The 17,597-nt window shown below is 71.4% G+C and carries 16 protein-coding genes; 12 read left to right on the top strand and 4 right to left on the bottom strand.

Annotated features, from left to right (window positions below; all coding sequences use genetic code 11):
* The 6 genes from mltG (at position 1) to RWH43_RS14120 (ending at position 6,178) form a co-directional block, all read left to right on the top strand.
* Complete coding sequence (gene mltG / locus RWH43_RS14145; protein ID WP_316001780.1) at positions 1-1,812, top strand: endolytic transglycosylase MltG; 1,812 nt, start codon at positions 1-3, stop codon at positions 1,810-1,812.
* Complete coding sequence (locus tag RWH43_RS14140) at positions 1,806-2,642, top strand: shikimate dehydrogenase (protein ID WP_316001779.1); 837 nt, start codon at positions 1,806-1,808, stop codon at positions 2,640-2,642. Before mltG ends, RWH43_RS14140 begins: the two co-directional genes overlap by 7 nt.
* 4 nt (positions 2,643-2,646) lie before the next feature.
* Positions 2,647-3,873, top strand: coding sequence for a chorismate synthase (aroC, locus tag RWH43_RS14135; protein WP_316001778.1), 1,227 nt, complete (start codon positions 2,647-2,649; stop codon positions 3,871-3,873).
* Between the two features lie 172 nt (positions 3,874-4,045).
* Entirely contained in the window at positions 4,046-4,534 is a 489-nt protein-coding gene (locus RWH43_RS14130) for a shikimate kinase (RefSeq protein ID WP_144833783.1), read from the top strand.
* On the top strand, positions 4,531-5,607 hold the full coding sequence (aroB, locus tag RWH43_RS14125) for a 3-dehydroquinate synthase (RefSeq protein WP_316001777.1): 1,077 nt from the start codon (positions 4,531-4,533) through the stop codon (positions 5,605-5,607). The genes RWH43_RS14130 and aroB overlap by 4 nt, the downstream gene beginning before the upstream one ends.
* Before the next feature lie 34 nt (positions 5,608-5,641).
* Positions 5,642-6,178, top strand: a complete 537-nt coding sequence (locus RWH43_RS14120; protein ID WP_316001776.1) for a GNAT family N-acetyltransferase — start codon at positions 5,642-5,644, stop codon at positions 6,176-6,178.
* An 82-nt stretch (positions 6,179-6,260) separates the two neighbouring features.
* On the opposite strand, the gene RWH43_RS14115 is transcribed toward RWH43_RS14120, so the two are convergent.
* Complete coding sequence (locus RWH43_RS14115) at positions 6,261-7,580, bottom strand: MFS transporter (RefSeq protein ID WP_144833470.1); 1,320 nt, start codon at positions 7,578-7,580, stop codon at positions 6,261-6,263.
* Between the two features lie 13 nt (positions 7,581-7,593).
* Positions 7,594-8,499: a shikimate dehydrogenase gene (locus RWH43_RS14110; protein WP_230704625.1), complete on the bottom strand. Its 906-nt coding sequence runs from the start codon at positions 8,497-8,499 to the stop codon at positions 7,594-7,596.
* A gap of 121 nt (positions 8,500-8,620) precedes the next feature.
* On the opposite strand from RWH43_RS14110, the gene RWH43_RS14105 reads away from it, so the two are divergent.
* Positions 8,621-9,724: a hypothetical protein gene (locus RWH43_RS14105; protein ID WP_316001775.1), complete on the top strand. Its 1,104-nt coding sequence runs from the start codon at positions 8,621-8,623 to the stop codon at positions 9,722-9,724.
* 24 nt (positions 9,725-9,748) lie between these two features.
* Here the strand turns inward: RWH43_RS14105 and RWH43_RS14100 are convergent, their stop codons facing one another.
* The gene (locus RWH43_RS14100) at positions 9,749-10,381 is read right to left on the bottom strand and encodes a TetR/AcrR family transcriptional regulator (RefSeq protein ID WP_154096656.1); all 633 of its coding nucleotides are present in this window, start codon (positions 10,379-10,381) and stop codon (positions 9,749-9,751) included.
* Between the two features lie 63 nt (positions 10,382-10,444).
* Here RWH43_RS14100 and RWH43_RS14095 point away from each other — a divergent pair, with 63 nt between their 5' ends.
* The 5 genes from RWH43_RS14095 to RWH43_RS14075 all read left to right on the top strand — a co-directional run bounded on the left by RWH43_RS14095 (position 10,445) and on the right by RWH43_RS14075 (position 17,043).
* Entirely contained in the window at positions 10,445-12,256 is a 1,812-nt protein-coding gene (locus RWH43_RS14095; protein WP_316001774.1) for a sugar phosphate isomerase/epimerase and 4-hydroxyphenylpyruvate domain-containing protein, read from the top strand.
* A gap of 13 nt (positions 12,257-12,269) precedes the next feature.
* Positions 12,270-12,728 carry a type II 3-dehydroquinate dehydratase gene (locus tag RWH43_RS14090; RefSeq protein ID WP_144833460.1) on the top strand — a complete coding sequence of 153 codons (459 nt, stop codon included), beginning with the start codon at positions 12,270-12,272 and terminating at the stop codon, positions 12,726-12,728.
* A gap of 73 nt (positions 12,729-12,801) precedes the next feature.
* On the top strand, positions 12,802-13,362 hold the full coding sequence (efp, locus tag RWH43_RS14085; protein ID WP_144833458.1) for an elongation factor P: 561 nt from the start codon (positions 12,802-12,804) through the stop codon (positions 13,360-13,362).
* Between the two features lie 2 nt (positions 13,363-13,364).
* A complete protein-coding gene (gene nusB / locus RWH43_RS14080) occupies positions 13,365-13,775 on the top strand; it encodes a transcription antitermination factor NusB (protein ID WP_144833456.1) in 411 nt (136 codons plus the stop codon).
* Positions 13,776-14,097: 322 nt separating this feature from the next.
* Positions 14,098-17,043, top strand: coding sequence for a DEAD/DEAH box helicase (locus RWH43_RS14075; protein WP_316001773.1), 2,946 nt, complete (start codon positions 14,098-14,100; stop codon positions 17,041-17,043).
* Between the two features lie 13 nt (positions 17,044-17,056).
* Here RWH43_RS14075 and RWH43_RS14070 read toward each other — a convergent pair whose 3' ends face one another.
* Positions 17,057-17,572, bottom strand: coding sequence for a hypothetical protein (locus RWH43_RS14070; protein WP_186325524.1), 516 nt, complete (start codon positions 17,570-17,572; stop codon positions 17,057-17,059).
* Positions 17,573-17,597: the final 25 nt, after the last annotated feature.

Raw genomic sequence — 17,597 nt, 5'->3', positions numbered from 1 at the left:
ATGCCCGAGAACCAGCCCCCCGAGAACGATCCGTTCGCCGACCTGTACGGCCGTCTGCCCGACCCCCGCCGGGCCGCGCGGTCTTCATCCGGCGACGACGCCGCACCCCCGTCGCGCCGTGCCGCGCGCGAGGCCCGGCGCACGTCGACGGGTCCGACCCCCACCCCCGAGTCGTCCGACGCCCCGACGCCCGACGCCGCCCCGCGCTTCGATGCGGCCCGCCGTGCCCCCGAAGACACCCCCGCGGCTCCGCCAGTCGAGACCGCGCGCCCCACCGCGCAGGACACCCCAGCCCCCGCGCCCGCCCCGCGCGCGGCCGACGACGGCCCCACCGTCGTGCCGACGGCCGTCCCGGCCGCGGAGGTTCCGGATGCCGCGCCCCGGCGCACGGCATCCGCCCCCGCTCTCCGCGGAGACGACCTGGCCCAGCCCGGCCCGGTCCGCCGAGGCACGGACGGCCCCGCCCTCTCGTCCGACGCCGCGCGCCGCGCCGCCGCCGCCGCTCCCGCTCCCGCAGCCCCCTCCGGCCCGTCAGCGGCCGCTTCGCCCCCGGTCGAGCCCGCGCGCGACGAGGTGCGCGAGCCCGTGCTCGTCGGCGCCGGAGCCGCCGCCGCAGGCTCCTCGGCATCCGGTGCTCGTTCCGCCGCCTCGGGGTCGCTCGAAGACCTCTTCACCGGCCAGACGACCACGCACGACATCGGCGAGCACGCCCCGCGCGCGGCGAAGAAGCGCAACCGGATCGCCGGGTGGATCGCCCTCGCGATCGTGCTCGTCATCGTCGGTGGCATCGGCGCCGGCGGCCTGTACGTGTGGAACACGTACGGCGACCGTGTGCGCGAGTTCCTCGGCACGAGCGAACCGATCGAGTACGCGGCCGGCGAGGCCACCGGCGAAGCCCGCGTGACGATCGTCGCGGGTGACACCGGCGAATCGGTCTCTCCCAAGCTCTTCGACGCGGGCGTGACCAAGGCGTCGAACTCGCTGTACAAGTACATGGTCGACAACGCCGTGGGCTTCACCTTCCAGCCCGGCGTCTACAAGCTGCAGCAGAAGATGACCTCCGAGGCGGTCATCGCGGCGCTGAAAGACCCGGCCACCCGACTGAACTACTCGGTGCAGCTGCGCGAGGGCCTGACCCTCAACCAGTCGCTCGACCTCATCGCGGAGGAGCTCAAGATCCCGCGCGCCGACCTCGACGCCGCGACCGCCGATCCCTCGCAGTACGGGGTTCCGGCCTCGACGCTCGAGGGCTGGATCTTCCCGGCCACGTACGACTTCGACGAGGGCGTCACCGCGCAGCAGGTCATCCAGACCATGGTGCAGCGCACCGTGCAGTCGCTCGACAAGGCCGGAGTGCCCGAGGGCGATCGCGAGCGGATCCTCATCATCGCCTCGATCATCGAGCGCGAGGCACGCAGCAGCGAGGACTTCTACAAGGTCTCGCGCGTGATCGAGAACCGCCTGCAGCCCGACAACACCGAGACGCACGGCCTGCTGCAGATGGACTCCACGGCCCAGTACGGCGCGAACGAACTCGACGCCGGTTCGTCGTCGTCGAGCGAGAACGCGCTCACGAGCGACAACCCGTGGAACACCTACATCCGCCCGGGGCTCCCCGTCGGACCGATCGCGAATGCCGGCGACCTCGCCATCGATGCGGCCATGCACCCCGTCGACGGCACCTGGTACTACTTCACGACCGTCAACCTGGCCACCGGTGAGACGGTGTTCTCGACCACCTACGCCGACCAGTTGAAGGCCGTCGACCAGTTCCAGGCCTGGTGCCGCGAGAACCCCGACGGCGGATGCTGACCGGCCCGACCCGGCTGGCCGTCTGGGGCGACCCGATCGCACACTCGCGGTCGCCCCGGCTGCACGCCGCGGCCTACGGCGTGCTCGGGCTCGACTGGGAGTACGACCGACGCCAGGTCGACGACGCCTCGTTCATCGGTGAGATCGAGGCCCTCGACGCGACCTGGCGGGGGCTGTCGCTCACGATGCCGCTCAAGCAGGTCGCTGCGGCCCGCGCGGCGACCCTCGACGACGACGCGCGCCTGACCGGCGCGGTCAACACGTACCTGCTGACCGCCGACGGACCGCACGGGTTCAACACCGACGTCGGCGGCCTCGCTCGCGCCCTGGACGAGTACGGCGTGCGCGAGCCGCGGCTGGTGCGGGTGCTCGGCGCGGGGGCGACGGCGACCTCCGCGGTCGTCGCGGCGGCCCGCGCCGGAGCCTCGACGATCGAGGTGCGCGCCCGGCGCCCCGAAGCGGCCGCACGGCTCACGGACCTCGGGGCGGCACTGCAGGTCGAGGTGCGGGCGCGATCGCTGGACGATCCGCATCTCGCGTCGGCGGATGCCACGATCGCGGCGCTCCCGGGCGGGATCGACCTCGGCCCGGTCGGCGACGCCCTGGCATCCGGCTCCGGCCCCCTCGTCGACGTGGTCTACGGCGGGTGGCCGACCCCGCTCGCCCTCGCGTGGGAGCGGGCGGCCGTCGCCGCGCACGACGGCCTCGGGATGCTGCTGCACCAGGCCCTGCTGCAGGTGCGGGTGTTCGTGGCGGAGGACCCGGCTCGCCCCCTCTCGCGCGAGCCCGAGGTGCTGGCCGCAATGCGCATCGCGCTCATGGGAGACTAGGGACATGCTTCGCGTCTTCACCGCCGGCGAGTCCCACGGCCCCGAATTGATCGCCCTCATGGAGGGGATGCCGGCCGGCGTTCCCGTCTCGTCGGCGCAGATCCGCGCCGAGCTGGCGCGTCGGCGCCTGGGCTACGGCCGCGGCTCGCGTATGAAGTTCGAAGAAGACGAGCTCACGCTCTCGACCGGCATCGTGCACGGCTTCACCATCGGCAGCCCCATCGCGCTGCGCATCGGCAACACCGAGTGGCCGAAGTGGACCGAGGTGATGAGCCCCGAGCCCGTCGAGCTCTCCGACCGCTCCCGCGGCCGCGGCGCCGCCCTCACGCGCCCGCGACCCGGTCACGCCGACCTCGTCGGCATGCAGAAGTACGGCTTCGACGAAGCGCGACCCATCCTCGAGCGGGCCTCGGCCCGCGAGACCGCCGCGCGCGTGGCCCTCGGCGCCATCGCCCGCTCGTTCCTGAACGAACTCGGCATCCGCCTCGTCAGCCACACCCTCTCGATCGGCCCCGTTCGCGTTCCCGACGACGCGGAGTTCCCGACGCCCGATGACGTCGACCGCCTCGACGCCGATCCGCTCCGCTGCTTCCACGCCGAGACGAGTGCCGCGATGGTCGCCGAGGTCGACGACGCCAAGAAGTCGGGCGACACCCTCGGCGGTGTCGTCGAGGTGCTCGCCTACGGCCTGCCCCCGGGGCTCGGTTCGCACGTGCAGTGGGACCGCCGCCTCGACGCGAGGCTCGCGCAGGCGCTCATGAGCATCCAGGCGATCAAGGGCGTCGAGGTCGGCGACGGCTTCCTCACCACGACCCGCCGGGGCTCGCAGGCCCACGACGAGCTGTTCGCCACCGACGGCGGCATCACCCGCTCGTCCGACCGCGCGGGCGGCACCGAGGGCGGCATGTCGACCGGCACCGTGCTGCGCGTGCGCGCGGGCATGAAGCCGATCGCCACGATCCCCAAGGCGCTGCGCACCGTCGACGTCGCCACCGGCGACACGGCCGCGGCCCACCACCAGCGTTCCGACGTCTGCGCCGTGCCCGCCGCGGGCGTGGTTGCCGAGGCCATGGTCGCCGTGACCCTCGCCGACGCGGTGCTCGAGAAGTTCGGGGGCGACAACGTCGCCGAGACGCGCCGCAACCTCGAGTCGTACCTGGCGAACCTGCCCGAAACGCTGCGCACGAGCGACGCGTCCGACGCGGCGCTGCTCGCGCATGACCTCGCCTGAGCGGGTGCCCGCCGACGAATCGCACGCCGGGGCGCCCGGGCTTCCGGGGGCTGCCGGCAGCGCGGCGGCATCCGGTGTCTCCGGCGCACCCGGTGTCTCCGGCGCACCCGGTAGCGCGGCGACACCCGGGCCCGACGGTGCGCCCGGTCCCGCCGTCGTGCTCATCGGTCCGATGGGCGCCGGCAAGACGAGCGTCGGTCGTCGCGTCGCGCGTGCGCTCGGCACGACCTTCACCGACACCGACAAGCTCGTCGTGCGCGACCACGGACCCATCCGCGACCTGTTCCTCGCCCACGGCGAGCCGCACTTCCGCGCCCTCGAGCGCGAGGCCGTCGTCGAGGCCCTCGGGCGCGGCGGAGTCGTCGCCCTCGGTGGGGGAGCCGTGCTCGACCCGCTCACCCGCGAACGCCTCACCGCGCATCGTGTCGTTCTGCTGACGGTGTCGCCGCACGTGGTGGCTTCGCGCATCCACGGCGACGAGCGTCCCCTGCTCGGCGGCGAAGACCCGGCCGAACGCTGGCTGCGCATCTTCGAGGAGCGCCGGCCCATCTACGAATCCACCGCCCACATCGCGTTCGACACGTCATCGGGGCCGTTGTCCCGCGTGGTCGACGACATCGTGGCCTGGGCGCAGAGCGTCCCGGCCCAGGAGGCACCATGAGCGACACCACGACCATCTCCGTCGCCGGCGACCCCGGTTACGACATCACCGTCGGCCGCGGGCTGCTCGCGACCCTGGGCGAGAAGCTGCCCGCCGGAGCGCAGAAGGTGCTCATCGTGCACCCGCCGACCCTCGCGAAGCAGGCCGAGGCGCTGCGCGCGCAACTCGTCGGCGACCGCCAGGTGCTGCTGGCCGAGATCCCGGATGCCGAGCAGGGCAAGCGCGTCGAAGTGGCGGCGTTCTGCTGGCAGGTCATGGGACAGGCCGACTTCACCCGCACCGACGTCGTGATCGGCTTCGGCGGGGGAGCGGTCACCGACCTCGCCGGCTTCGTCGCCGCGACCTGGCTCCGCGGCGTCGCGCTCGTGCAGGTGCCCACCACGGTGCTCGGCATGGTGGACGCCGCCGTCGGCGGCAAGACGGGCATCAACACCGCCGAGGGCAAGAACCTCGTCGGTGCGTTCTGGCCTCCGTTCGCCGTGGTCTGCGACCTCGACCTTCTCGACACGCTGTCGAAGAACGAGGCCACCGCGGGGTTCGCCGAAGTGGTCAAGGCGGGCTTCATCTGGCATCCGGAGATCCTCGACCTCATCGAGGCCGACCCGACGGGCATCGTCGACCCGCGCGGTGACGCGTTCCGTCGCTGCGTCGAGCTCGCGATCGACATGAAGGCCCGCGTCGTCGGCGAAGACCTGCGCGAGGCAGGGCTCCGCGAAGTGCTGAACTACGGCCACACCCTCGGCCACGCGATCGAGCACGCCGAGCGCTACCGCTGGCGCCACGGCGCGGCCATCTCGGTCGGCATGGTGTTCGCCGCCGAGCTGTCGCGTCTGGCCGGTCGTCTGTCCGACGACGTCGCTCAGCGTCACCGCACGGTGCTGGAGTCGCTGGGCCTTCCGACGACCTACCGCGCCGGCGCGTTCCAGACGCTCAAGGCCACCATGCAGCGCGACAAGAAGAGCCGCGGCAGCATGCTGCGCTTCATCGTGCTCGACGACCTCGCGCGCCCGACCGTGCTGCAGGCTCCGGACGAGTCGCTGCTGTTCGCGGCGTACCAGGAGGTCGGTGCGTGAGCACCGCACGGTGCCGTGTGGAGAAGGCGCGCGCGTGAGCGTCACCGTGCGCCGCGTGCGCGCGGGGGAGGGCGACCGCGTCCGCACGCTGCGCCTGCGCGCGGTGAGCGACCCGGCGGCATCCATCGCCTTCCTCACCACCCTCGAGCAGGAGCGCACGCGCGCGCAGGAGTTCTGGGACGACCGCGCCTCGGCCGCCGCCGCGGGTGAGGCGGCGGCGATGTTCATCGCGGAGCGCGACGACGCGTGGCTCGGTTCGGTGACGGTGCTCGTGCGTCGCGGGGGCGAGGTCGACCACACCGGTCGTCGCATCAGCGACGCGCGCGCCGACGTGGTCGGGGTGTACGTCGCGCCCGAACTCCGCGGCACGGGGGCGATCGACGCACTGCTCGACGCCGCCGCCCGCTGGACCCGCGAGCAGGGCTTCGACACGCTCGCCCTCGACGTGCACGCGGACAACGCCCGCGCCCAGGCCGCCTATCGCCGCGCCGGGTTCGTCGCGACGGGCGAGGAGTTCACCGGCCCGATCGGCCCCGAGCTCGCGATGAGCCGCTCGCTGCGCACGCTCTGACGCGCGGGTCTCGCCGCGCACGCAGAACCCCGCCTACGCGAAAGCCCCGCCTCACGGAGAGACGGGGCTTTCGCGTCAGGGGTCAGACCGTGGCGGGAACGCGGCGCTCGGCGGCGAGACCCAGCTGATCGGTGGGCACGTCCTTCGTCTCGCGAGCGGTCAGGGCGCTCACCGAGGCGATGACCGCGATGATCGCGGTGAAGACGCTGATCACGACCCAGCCGCCGGCCGACCCGCCACCGAGGGCGGCGACGATGCTGGGCGCGAAGCCGGCCATGAGGAAACCGAGCTGCGTGCCGATCGCCATGCCCGAGAAGCGCACGCGCGTGCTGAACATCTCGCCGTAGAACGAGGGCCACACGGCGTTGGCGGCGGCGTATCCGCACGAGAAGGTGAGGATCGCGAGACCGAAGGTCAGCAGGTCGTTCCCCGCGCCCATCGACAGCATGTAGAACGGCATGAACACCGCCGACGACAGCGCGCCGTAGATGAACACCGGCTTGCGTCCGACGCGGTCGGCGAGCTTGCCGAACAGCGGCTGCGTGAACAGCGCGACGACGTTGGCGACCACGACGAGCCACAGGGTGACGCTGGCCGCGAGGCCCTGCTCCTTGCCGTAGGCGATCGCGAGCGTGCCGAACACGGTCGAGACGGCGGCGATGAACGCACAGCAGATCACGCGCAGCACGTCGCGCCAGTGGTTCTTCAGCAGGGGGATCAGGGGCATGCGGGCGATCTGGCCGGTGGCCTTGGCCTGCTCGAACTCGGGCGTCTCGTGCAGGCTGCGGCGGATGAAGAACGCCACGATCACGACGACGGCGCTGAGCCAGAACGGGATGCGCCAGCCCCACGAGAACTTGATGTCGTCGGGCAGCGCGACCACCGGAATGAAGATGAGCGCGGCGAGGATCTGACCGCCCTGCGTGCCGGTGAGGGTCCACGAGGTGAAGAACGACCGACGCCCGTCGGGGGCGTGCTCGAGGGTGAGCGACGAGGCGCCCGCCTGCTCCCCGGCGGCCGAGAGTCCCTGCGCGAGGCGGCAGAGCACGAGCAGCACCGGAGCGAACCAGCCGATCTGGGCGAAGCCCGGCAGGCAGCCGATGATGAAGGTCGACAGACCCATCAGCACGAGCGTGAACATCAGCACCTTCTGGCGACCGATGCGGTCTCCGAAGTGGCCGAGGATCACGGCGCCCACGGGACGCGCGATGTAGGCGAACCCGAAGGTCGCGAACGACATCACGAGGGCCGCCTGGTCGCCCGACGGGAAGAACACCGTCGGGAAGATGAGGGCGGCGGCCGAGCCGAACAGGAAGAAGTCGTAGTACTCCACGGCGCTTCCCATGAAGCTGGCGGTGGCCGCCTTCACGGGAGTCTTCCGCGTCGTTGCGGTGGTGGTCATGGACGAGTGCTCCTTAGCGGGAGAGGGCCGGACCGACGGGGACGTCGGTGGTCGAGCCGGGGGTGACGAGGTCGAGGAAGTGGGCGGTCATGCGGTCGGGATCGGGTCGCGTCCCGGTGATGAGGGCGAAGGCGTCGACGGCCTGGTGGACCGCCATGCGTCCGCCGCTGAGGGTGCGGCATCCGCGCTCGCGCGCGGTGACGAGGAGTTCGGTATCGAGGGGGCGGTAGACGATGTCGGCGACCCACAACTCGGGGCGCAAAAGGTCGGCGTCGAGGGGGAGTCCCGGGTGCTCCGCCATGCCGACCGGGGTGCAGTGCACGAGGCCGTCGGCATCGGCGAGCACGGCGGGGAGGTCGGCGGGGGAGGAGGTGTCGACGACGGCGAGCGGATGCCGTGCCGCGAGGTCGTCCGCGAGGCCCTGCGCCCGCGCCGGGTCGAGGTCGACGATGCTCAGCCGGGCGGTACCCAGGCGCAGCAGCGCGTCGGCGACGGCCGACCCCGCCCCGCCGGCGCCGAGCTGGACGACGTGCCGGGTCTCGGCATCCGGGAGCCCGTCGGTGAACGCCGCGGCGAAGCCCGTCGTATCGGTGTTGTGGCCGACGCGGCCGGTGGGGGTGAAGAGCACGGTGTTGACCGCGCCGAGGGCGGCGGCGACCGGGTCGATGCGGTCGAGGTGCGCGAGCACGTTCTGCTTGCAGGGGTGGGTGACGTTGACGGCGTCGTAGCCGAGGCGTTCGGCCCAGGCGAGCACGTCGCCGATGCGGTCGGGATCGATGCCGAGAGCCGTCAGGTCGAGCGGACGGTAGACGTAGGTGAGCCCGAGCGCACGCGCCTCGGCCATGTGCATGGGCGGCGTCAGCGACGGGAGCACGCCCGTGCCGATGAGGCCCACGAGATAGGGGTGCGAGTCGATCACGGTACTCCTTCGTCTCCGCGACACCGGCTTATGTACTAACCGGTACGTTCAGAGGAAACCACGCTCGCGTCGCGGTGTCAACGACGAGATCGCGGATGCCGCGGACCCGGGGCCCACGCGCGTGTCCGGTGGCTTCGACAGGCTCAGCCACCTGCGAACCGAGGTCCCCGAGCTCGTCGAAGGGCCCGGGGCCAGCGGGGTGTCCGATGGCTTCGACAGGCTCAGCCACCCGCGAACCGAGGTCCCTGAGCTCGTCGAAGGGCCCGGGGCCCGCGGGATGCCCGGTGGCTTCGACAGGCTCAGCCACCTGCGAACCGAGGTCCCTGAGCTCGTCGAAGGGCCCGGGGCCAGCGGGGTGTCCGGTGGCTTCGACAGGCTCAGCCACCTGCGAACCGAGGTCCCTGAGCTCGTCGAAGGGCCCGGGGCCCGCGGGGTGTCCGGTGGCTTCGACAGGCTCAGCCACCTGCGAACCGAGGTCCCTGAGCTTGCCGAAGGGCCCGGGGCCCGCGGGATGCCCGGTGGCTTCGACAGGCTCAGCCACCTGCGAACCGAGGTCCCTGAGCCTGTCGAAGGGCCCGGGGCCCGCGGGATGCCCGGTGGCTTCGACAGGCTCAGCCACCTGCGAACTGAGGTCCCTGAGCTTGTCGAAGGGCCCGAGGCCAGCGGGGTGTCCGGTGGCTTCGACAGGCTCAGCCACCTGCGAACCGAGGTCCTGAGCTTGTCGAAGGGCCCGAGGCCAGCGCAGGTGTCCGGTGGCTTCGACAGGCTCAGCCACCTGCGAACCGAGGTCCTGAGCTTGTCGAAGGGCCCGAGGCCAGCGCAGGTGACCGGTGGCTTCGACAGGCTCAGCCACCTGCGAACCGAGGTCCCTGAGCTCGTCGAAGGGCCCGGGGCCCGCGGGATGCCCGGTGGCTTCGACAAGCTCAGCCACCTGCGAACCGAGGTCCCTGAGCTTGCCGAAGGGCCCGGGGCCCGCGGGATGCCCGGTGACTTCGACAAGCTCAGCCACCTGCGAACCGAGGTCCCTGAGCTCGTCGAAGGGCCCGGGGCCCGCGGGATGCCCGGTGACTTCGACAGGCTCAGCCACCTGCGAACCGAGGGCCCTGAGCTTGCCGAAGGGCCCGAGCCCACGCGGGTATCCGGTGGCTTCGACAGGCTCAGCGACCTGCGAACCGAGGTCCCTGAGCTTGCCGAAGGGCCCGGGGCCAGCGCAGGTGACCGGTGACTTCGACAGGCTCAGCCACCGGCCTCAGCGCGCGGGGGCCGTGAGCCAGCCGACCACCACGTCGCCGATCACCGCGCGCAGGTGCGGGCGACGGTCGGGGGAGGCGAGGTCAACGTCGAACAGGTGCCCGAACGTGTACTGGTTGGCGACCTGGAACACGCAGTACGCGCTGATCACCAAGTGCACGTCGATCGCGTCGACGTCGGCGCGGAAGAGGCCGTCGGCGCGACCGCGCTCGAGGATCTCGTCGAGCAGACCCTTGGCCGGCTGCGACAGGGTGCGCAGTCCCTCGATCTGACGGATGAAGGTGCCGCGGTGGATGTTCTCGATCGCGACGAGACGGATGAACGCGTCATGCCCGACGTGATGGTCGTAGGTCAGCTCGGCGAGGGCGCGGATCGCATCGACGGGGTCGGCGTGATCGACGTCGATCGCGCGTTCGGCCTCGCGGATCCCGCGGTACGCCTCCTCGAGGACGGCCCGGTAGAGCCCCTCTTTGCTGCCGAAGTAGTAGTAGATCATGCGCTTCGTGGTGCGCGTGCGGGCGGCGATCTCGTCGACGCGGGCACCCGAGAACCCGTCCTCGGCGAACACCTCGGTCGCCACCGCGAGCAGTTCGGAACGCGTGCGTTCGGCGTCTCGACGTGCCTCGGCCATGGCTTCAACCTACTGGACGGGGGGAGTGGACCCCGTTTGTACTAACTGGTACATTCAGCCGCCATGAAGACCTCGATGGCGACCGTCTGCATCAGCGGCACCCTGGCCGACAAGCTCCACGCGTGCGCGGCGGCCGGATTCGACGGCGTCGAGATCTTCGAGCCCGACCTGCTCGCCGCCCCCGAGAGCCCCGAGGAGATCGCCGCGATCGCCGCACGCCTCGGCCTCACGCTCGACCTCTACCAGCCCATGCGCGACGTCGAGGGCGTCGACGAAGACGCGTTCGCCGCCGTCCTGCACCGCGCCGAGGCGAAGTTCCGGCTGATGAACCGCCTCGGCATCGACCTCGTGCTGTGCTGCAGCAACGTGGCCACCGCGAGCATCGACGACGACGACGTCTCGGCGGGGCAGTTGCGCCGGCTCGGCGATCTCGCTCAGGGCTACGGCATCCGGATCGCCTTCGAAGCCCTCGCGTGGGGGAAGTACATCGACGACTACCGCAGCGCGTGGCGCGTCGTCGAACGCGCCGACCACCCCGCGGTCGGGGTGTGCCTCGACTCGTTCCACATCCTCTCGCGCGGGCACGACCTCGCCGATATCGCCCTGATCCCGGGGGAGAAGATCTTCTTCGTGCAGCTCGCCGACGCCCCGCGGCTCAGCATGGACGTGCTGTCGTGGAGCCGGCACCACCGCCTGTTCCCCGGCGAAGGCGACTTCGACCTGGCCGACTTCACCGCGCGCATCGTGGACGCCGGATACACCGGCCCACTGTCGCTCGAGGTGTTCAACGACACGTTCCGCCAGACCGATCCCCGCCGCACCGCCCTGCACGCGCGGCGATCCCTGCGCTGGCTCGAGGACGCCGTCGCGCGCACCCTCGCCGAGGTCCCGGCCGACCTGCGGATGCTGCCCGACTCCGCCGCTCCGTCGGGCGTGGACTTCGTGGAGATCAAGGCCGAGGACACCTCCGCCATCGAGGAGCTGCTGCACCAGCTCGGCTTCACCTCGCGCGGCCGGCACCGCACCAAGCCCGTGACCCTGTGGACCGCTGCCGACGCCCGCATCGTGCTCAACGAGCAGCACGCGCGCGGGTGGGAGCCGCGTCTGGCCGCGATCGGGCTCGAGGTCGACGATGCCGAGGCCGTCGACCTGCGCATGCACGAACTGCGCGTTCCCCGCGCCTACCGTCGCACCTACGCCACCGAGGAGCGGCTCGACGGCGCGGTCGCCCCCGACGGCACCGAGGTGTACTGGGCGCAGGCCGCCGACGAGGGAGAACCCGCGTGGGTCGCGGAGTTCGAGCACGGCGAGCCCGAGACCCCCACCACCGTCGCCCGCGTCGATCACGTCAGCCTCTCGCAGCCGTGGCAGGCGATCGAAGAAGCGACCCTGTTCTACACCGCCGGTTTCGCGCTGCGCGTCGACAGCAGCACGGAGGTCCCGGGGCCGCAGGGCCTCGTCGCCAGTCGCGTGCTCGGCTCCCCGGGCGGCGAGGTGCGCCTGCCGCTGAACGTGGCACCGCCGATCCTCGCCGACCAGCGCGCCGGGGCCGCCCTGCCCCAGCACGTCGCGTTCGCGTGCACCGACGTGCGCGCGCTCGCCCGCGCCGCCCGGGAGCGCGGCTTCATTCCGCTCGCGATGCCCGGCAACTACTACGACGACCTCGCCGCGCGATTCGAGATGACGGATGCCGCGGTCGACGAGCTGCGCGAGCTGCACCTCGGCTACGACCGCGACGCCGCGGGGGAGTACCTGCACTTCTACACGCGCACGATCGGCGAGGTGTTCCTGGAGTTCGTCGAGCGCGTCGACGCCTACGCCGGATACGGCGCGGGCACCGCCCCCGTACGCCTGAGCGCGCAGGGCCGGCGCTGATAGCGTGCCGACCATGACCACGCCCCGTCGCCTGCTGCTCGTCAACGGTCCGAACCTCAACCTGCTCGGCACCCGGCAACCCGAGATCTACGGTCGCGAAACCCTCGCCGACGTCGAGCGGATCACCTCCGACGCCGCCGCGCGGTTCGGGCTCGAGGTACGCGCGATCCAGAGCAACCACGAGGGCGTGCTGATCGACGCGATCCACGCCGCCCGACTCGACTGCGCCGGCATCGTGATCAACGCCGGAGGGCTCACGCACACGTCCGTGTCGTTGCGCGACGCCCTGGCATCCGTCGACCTCCCCGTCGCCGAAGTGCACATCTCGAACATCCGCGAGCGCGAGAGCTTCCGGCACTTCTCGTACATCGAAGACGTCGCCGTCGTGCACGTCATCGGCGAGGGTGTGCCGGGCTACGCACGTGCGGTCGAACGCCTCATCGAGGTCATCTCGGGCCGCGCCGACGGCTGACGGCGCGCATCACGTAGACTCTGACGTCGGGCTCTCGCCCCACATCGACTCACGAAACGGAATATCGGCACTCATGGCATCCACCGCAGACATCAAGAACGGCGTCGTCCTGAACATCGACGGTCAGCTCTGGAGCGTCGTTGAGTTCCAGCACGTCAAGCCCGGAAAGGGCGGCGCGTTCGTCCGCACGAAGCTCAAGAACGTCATGAGCGGCAAGGTCGTCGACCGCACGTTCAACGCCGGCGCCAAGATCGACCTCGAGAACGTCGACCGCCGCGACTTCACCTACCTGTACAACGACGGTGAAGGTTTCGTCTTCATGGACGTCGCCGACTACGACCAGATCACCGTCGGTTCCGCCACCGTGGGCGACGCCGCGAACTTCCTGCTCGAGAACCAGCAGGTGCAGATCGCGCTGAACAACGGCAACCCGCTCTACATCGAGCTTCCGCCGTCCGTCATCCTCGAGGTGACCTACACCGAGCCCGGCCTGCAGGGCGACCGCTCCTCGGCCGGCACCAAGCCCGCCACCGTCGAGACCGGCTACGAGATGCAGGTTCCGCTGTTCCTCGAGACCGGCACGAAGATCAAGGTCGACACTCGCACCGGCGAGTACCTCGGCCGCATCAGCTGACCTTGAGCGCCCGTACCAAGGCGCGCAAGCGCGCCCTCGACATCCTGTTCCAGGCCGACGTGCGCGGCGAAGAGCTCGCGATCATGCTCGCGACCGAAGCCAAGCGCGCCGCCTCCGAGCCCGCTCGCGAGGCCTCGTGGCTCTACGCGCGCGACATCGTCGACGGAGTGATCGACAACCGCGACGCGATCGACGAGCAGATCACGACGTTCTCGAAGGACTGGTCGCTGCAGCGCATGCCCGCCGTCGACCGCGCCCTGCTGCGCATCGGCACGTGGGAGATCCTCTACAACGACGATGTGCCGACGGCCGTCGCGATCGACGAGGCCGTGGAGCTCGCGAAGGAGTTCTCCACCGACGACTCCGGTTCATTCGTGCACGGCGTGCTCGCGCGGATCGCGCGCTCGTCCTGAGCAGTCCCGACGTGGTGCGACGCGGCCCCGACCCCCGGTCGGCGGTCGCGTCGCGTCGTTTCACGAGCGGGGCGGATGCCGCGTGCGCGCAGGTCGACGGACCGGTATCGGGTCGCGCCGAGTCGAGGCATGGCGCGGCGGATGCCGCGTGCCCGCCGCCCGGCCTGCCTTCGACGGGTCGCATCGTCCGGCCCCGCGGCGGATACTCACGCATGAACGGTGTCGGCGCGCAGGAACGTGAACTGCACGCGTTCATGCGCGCGGAAAGCGTTCATGGGTGGCCGCGCGCGTCCCTGTCGGAGGTCCACGGAAGGATCGCCGCGTGACGTCGTGGCGAGAACTCATCCCCTCCGGCGGCGCTGCGTCGTACGAGGCGCTCGCGCTGGGCGTCGAGCTGCGTCAGCGCGAGGCGTACGACCCGGGCCGGTGGGAGGCGCGCGCCGTCGTGCCGGTGACCCCGCGCCTGCTCGCGCAGCGCCAGGACGACCTGCAACTCGCGGCCCGTCCCCTCGTGCGGGGGTCTCGTGAGGCCTGGATCAAGGCGGATGCCACGTGGGAGACGGTCCGCCGCTCGCCCGCTCGCTTCGACCCCGCTCACGTCCACTGGTTCGCCGAGCTGTTCGCTCTCGCTCAGGCCTTCCGCACGACCGGCCCCTTCGCGCCCGTCGGCGACACGATCGCGCTCGACACCGTCACCTCGCCCCTGCTGTGGCCGCACCTGGCGGCGGCGGAGCGGCTCGGCATCCCGCTCGTGACGATGAACCCCCAGCAGAACGTGCGCCTCGCGAGCTCGGCGATCGCGCGGGTGGCGCTCGACGCCGTGGGCGGGGGAGCGCTGCGGATCTCGGCCGACCTCACGCTCGACGGCGACACCGTCGACGCGACGCGAGCGCGCGCGATCGGCGCGTCGGGGCTGTTCGCGTTCGAACTCGATCGCGACCCGGTGCCGATCGTGCTCGCTCCGGTCGCGTTGCCCGAGCCCCTGCCGACGCTCCTCGGCACCGCGGGGGTCGACGTACCCCGCGGCGAGGCCGACGAGTTCGTCGCCGAGGTGTACCCCCGGCTCGCGCGTCGCGCGCCGCTGTCGGTGGGCGCGGGGGTCCCGACCCCGCCGCCGGATCGTCCGATCCTCGAGGTCGCGGTGGCCTACGCCGATGACGACGTCGCCTACCGGCTCGAGTGGGTCTACCCCGGTGCTCGTCGCGTGGCCTACGACGCGGCGGACGACGCCGAGCGCGACCTCCGCGCCGAGGCGCAGATCGGCGAGCGATTCGAGACGGCGTGGATGGCGGCATCCGACCTCCCCGTGATGCCCCGCGCGAACCTGCACGACGCGGATGCCGCCGTGTTCGCGACCCGGGTGCTCCCCGCGATCGACGTGCTCGACGAGGTGCGGGTGCGCACGACCGGCACGGCGCCGACGTTCCGCGAGCTGAGGGGCGACCCGTCGCTGCGGATCACGGCGGTCGAGTCGCTCGATCGCGACTGGTTCGACCTCGGCATCGTCGTGACGATCGAGGGGCGCCTGATTCCGTTCGGCACGCTGTTCTCGGCGCTCTCGCGCGGGCGCACGCGCATCAAGCTCTCGGACGGCGCGTGGTTCTCGCTCGCCCATCCGGCTCTGCAGCGGCTTCGCGACTTGCTCGAAGAAACGGCGGCGCTCGATGAGTGGGAGACCGGTCCGCGGCTTCCGCGCACGCACCTCACCTTGTGGGCGGAGTTCGAAGACCTCGCCGACCAGTCCGAGGCTGCCGTCGAGTGGCGCGGCCTGGCACGCGCGTTGCGGGATGTCTCCGAGGTGCCGGAGGTGCCGACGCCATCCGGGTTCCGCGCCGAGCTGCGCCCGTACCAGCGCGCGGGGCTGTCGTGGCTCGCGCTGCTGCACCGGCACCGGCTCGGCGGGATCCTCGCCGACGACATGGGACTCGGCAAGACCCTGCAGCTGCTCGCCCTCATCGCCCACGCGAAGGCGTCGGGGGAGCAGCGGCCCTGGCTGGTGGTGGCACCCACCTCGGTGCTGCCGACGTGGCGCGACGAGGCGGCGCGCTTCGCCCCCGACCTGCGGGTCGCGGTGGTCGAGGCGACGGCCGTTCGCCGTGCGTCCGCGATCACCGACATCGCCAGGGGTGTCGACATCGTCGTGGCCCCCTACGGGGTCGTGCGGGCGGATGCCGCGGAGTTCGGCGCCGTGCACTGGGCCGGCGTCGTGCTCGATGAGGCGCAGTTCGTGAAGAACCCCGCGACGCGGATCCATCGCGCGATCGCGGCGTTGCAGACCGACGCGGTGTTCGCCGCCACGGGGACGCCGATCGAGAACGGTCTCGACGACCTGTGGGCACTGCTCTCGCTCACCGCTCCGGGGCTGTTCCCCTCGATCCGGCAGTTCCGCGAGGACTACACCCGCGCGATCGAGCAGCTGCCCTCCGACGCCCCGACGGCCCTGTCGGCGGCCGCGGCGAGCGCGCACCGCGAGAAGACGCTGGATCGACTACGCCGTCGGGTGCGGCCGTTCCTGCTGCGGCGCACGAAGGACGTCGTGGCATCCGACCTCCCTCCCAAGCAGGAGCAGGAGATCGCGGTTCCTCTCGGTCCCGCGCATCAGGAGCTGTACGACCGTGTGCTGCAGCGCGAGCGGCAGAAGGTGCTCGGGTTGCTCGACGATCTCGATCGGCAGCGCTTCATCGTGTTCCGGTCGCTCACCTTGCTGCGCATGCTGGCCCTCGCGCCGGGGCTCGTTGACGAGCGCGATGCGCATCTGGGGTCGGCGAAGCTCGACGTGCTGCTCGACCGTCTCGTCGAGGTGGCCGCCGAGGGACACCGTGCCCTGGTGTTCAGTCAGTTCACGTCGTTCCTCGATCTGGCGGCCGAGCGACTGGATGCCGCCGGTCTCGCGTACGCGCATCTCGACGGGTCGACGGCTCGTCGGGGGGATGTGATCGACGGGTTCCGCGAGGGGGATGCTCCGGTGTTCCTCATCAGCCTGAAGGCGGGTGGTTTCGGTCTGACCCTCACCGAGGCGGAATACGTGTTCCTGCTCGACCCGTGGTGGAATCCCGCCGCCGAGAATCAGGCGATCGACCGGGTGCACCGCATCGGTCAGACCAAGAGCGTGTTCGTGTACCGCCTCATCGCGGCGGGCACCGTCGAAGAGAAGGTGCGGGCGCTGCAGCATCGCAAGGCGGCGCTGTTCGACGCGGTGATCGATGACGACGACGCGTTCGCCGCAGCCCTCGACGCGGACGACATCCGGGGGTTGCTCGGGCCGTGATCCGCTCCTCGGCTCAGGAGAGCAATCCGTCGACGATCGCTCCCGCGGCGTCGAGGAGGTGGTCGGCGCCGGCAGCGATGTTCAGCACCCCGTTCACGAGGGCGTCGGCATCCATCACCTGCAGGAGCCCCTCCCCGATCTGGCCGATGACATCCTCCGACGTCTCACCGAGCTCATCGAAGTCGGCTCCGAGAGTGGCGAGCCACGCCTTCTCGACCCCGAAGATCACGGCGTAGGGGAGCAGCCGCTCGTTGAGCGCGAAACGCGACGCGGTGTCGCCGGGTTGCTGGAGTGACCCGGTCGGAGACTGCAGGGCGCGCAGACGCTCGGCCTCGGCGACGAGGAGATATCGACGGATGCCGTCGAGGTGCATGCGCCGTTCGGTCGCGGCCGGCGCGAACCGGCGGGATCGGCCCGGCGGAACGACGATGAGTGCCGCAGCGAGAAGAGCCCCGGCGCATAAGGACACGGCGAACGGCGCCGGGGGCGGGGGCGTGGCGAGGAAGACCCCCACGGCGAGGACGAGCAATGCGGTCGCCCAGCGGATGAGGGAC

Source organism: Microbacterium algihabitans (assembly GCF_032464975.1).
GTDB lineage: Bacteria > Actinomycetota > Actinomycetes > Actinomycetales > Microbacteriaceae > Microbacterium > Microbacterium algihabitans.
The sequence above is the reverse complement of the archived record's forward strand: the minus strand, read 5'-3'. Positions and strand labels throughout refer to the sequence as shown.

What these genes read in the sequence shown, in the direction of transcription:
- aroC (WP_316001778.1), top strand. Translation starts at nt 2,647, where the DNA reads ATGCTTCGCGTCTTCACCGCCGGCGAGTCCCACGGCCCCGAATTGATC.
- aroB (WP_316001777.1), top strand. Translation starts at nt 4,531, where the DNA reads ATGAGCGACACCACGACCATCTCCGTCGCCGGCGACCCCGGTTACGAC.
- RWH43_RS14100 (WP_154096656.1), bottom strand. Translation starts at nt 10,381, where the DNA reads ATGGCCGAGGCACGTCGAGACGCCGAACGCACGCGTTCCGAACTGCTC.
- RWH43_RS14095 (WP_316001774.1), top strand. Translation starts at nt 10,445, where the DNA reads ATGAAGACCTCGATGGCGACCGTCTGCATCAGCGGCACCCTGGCCGAC.
- RWH43_RS14115 (WP_144833470.1), bottom strand. Translation starts at nt 7,580, where the DNA reads ATGACCACCACCGCAACGACGCGGAAGACTCCCGTGAAGGCGGCCACC.
- RWH43_RS14140 (WP_316001779.1), top strand. Translation starts at nt 1,806, where the DNA reads ATGCTGACCGGCCCGACCCGGCTGGCCGTCTGGGGCGACCCGATCGCA.
- mltG (WP_316001780.1), top strand. Translation starts at nt 1, where the DNA reads ATGCCCGAGAACCAGCCCCCCGAGAACGATCCGTTCGCCGACCTGTAC.
- RWH43_RS14090 (WP_144833460.1), top strand. Translation starts at nt 12,270, where the DNA reads ATGACCACGCCCCGTCGCCTGCTGCTCGTCAACGGTCCGAACCTCAAC.
- RWH43_RS14130 (WP_144833783.1), top strand. Translation starts at nt 4,046, where the DNA reads ATGGGCGCCGGCAAGACGAGCGTCGGTCGTCGCGTCGCGCGTGCGCTC.
- efp (WP_144833458.1), top strand. Translation starts at nt 12,802, where the DNA reads ATGGCATCCACCGCAGACATCAAGAACGGCGTCGTCCTGAACATCGAC.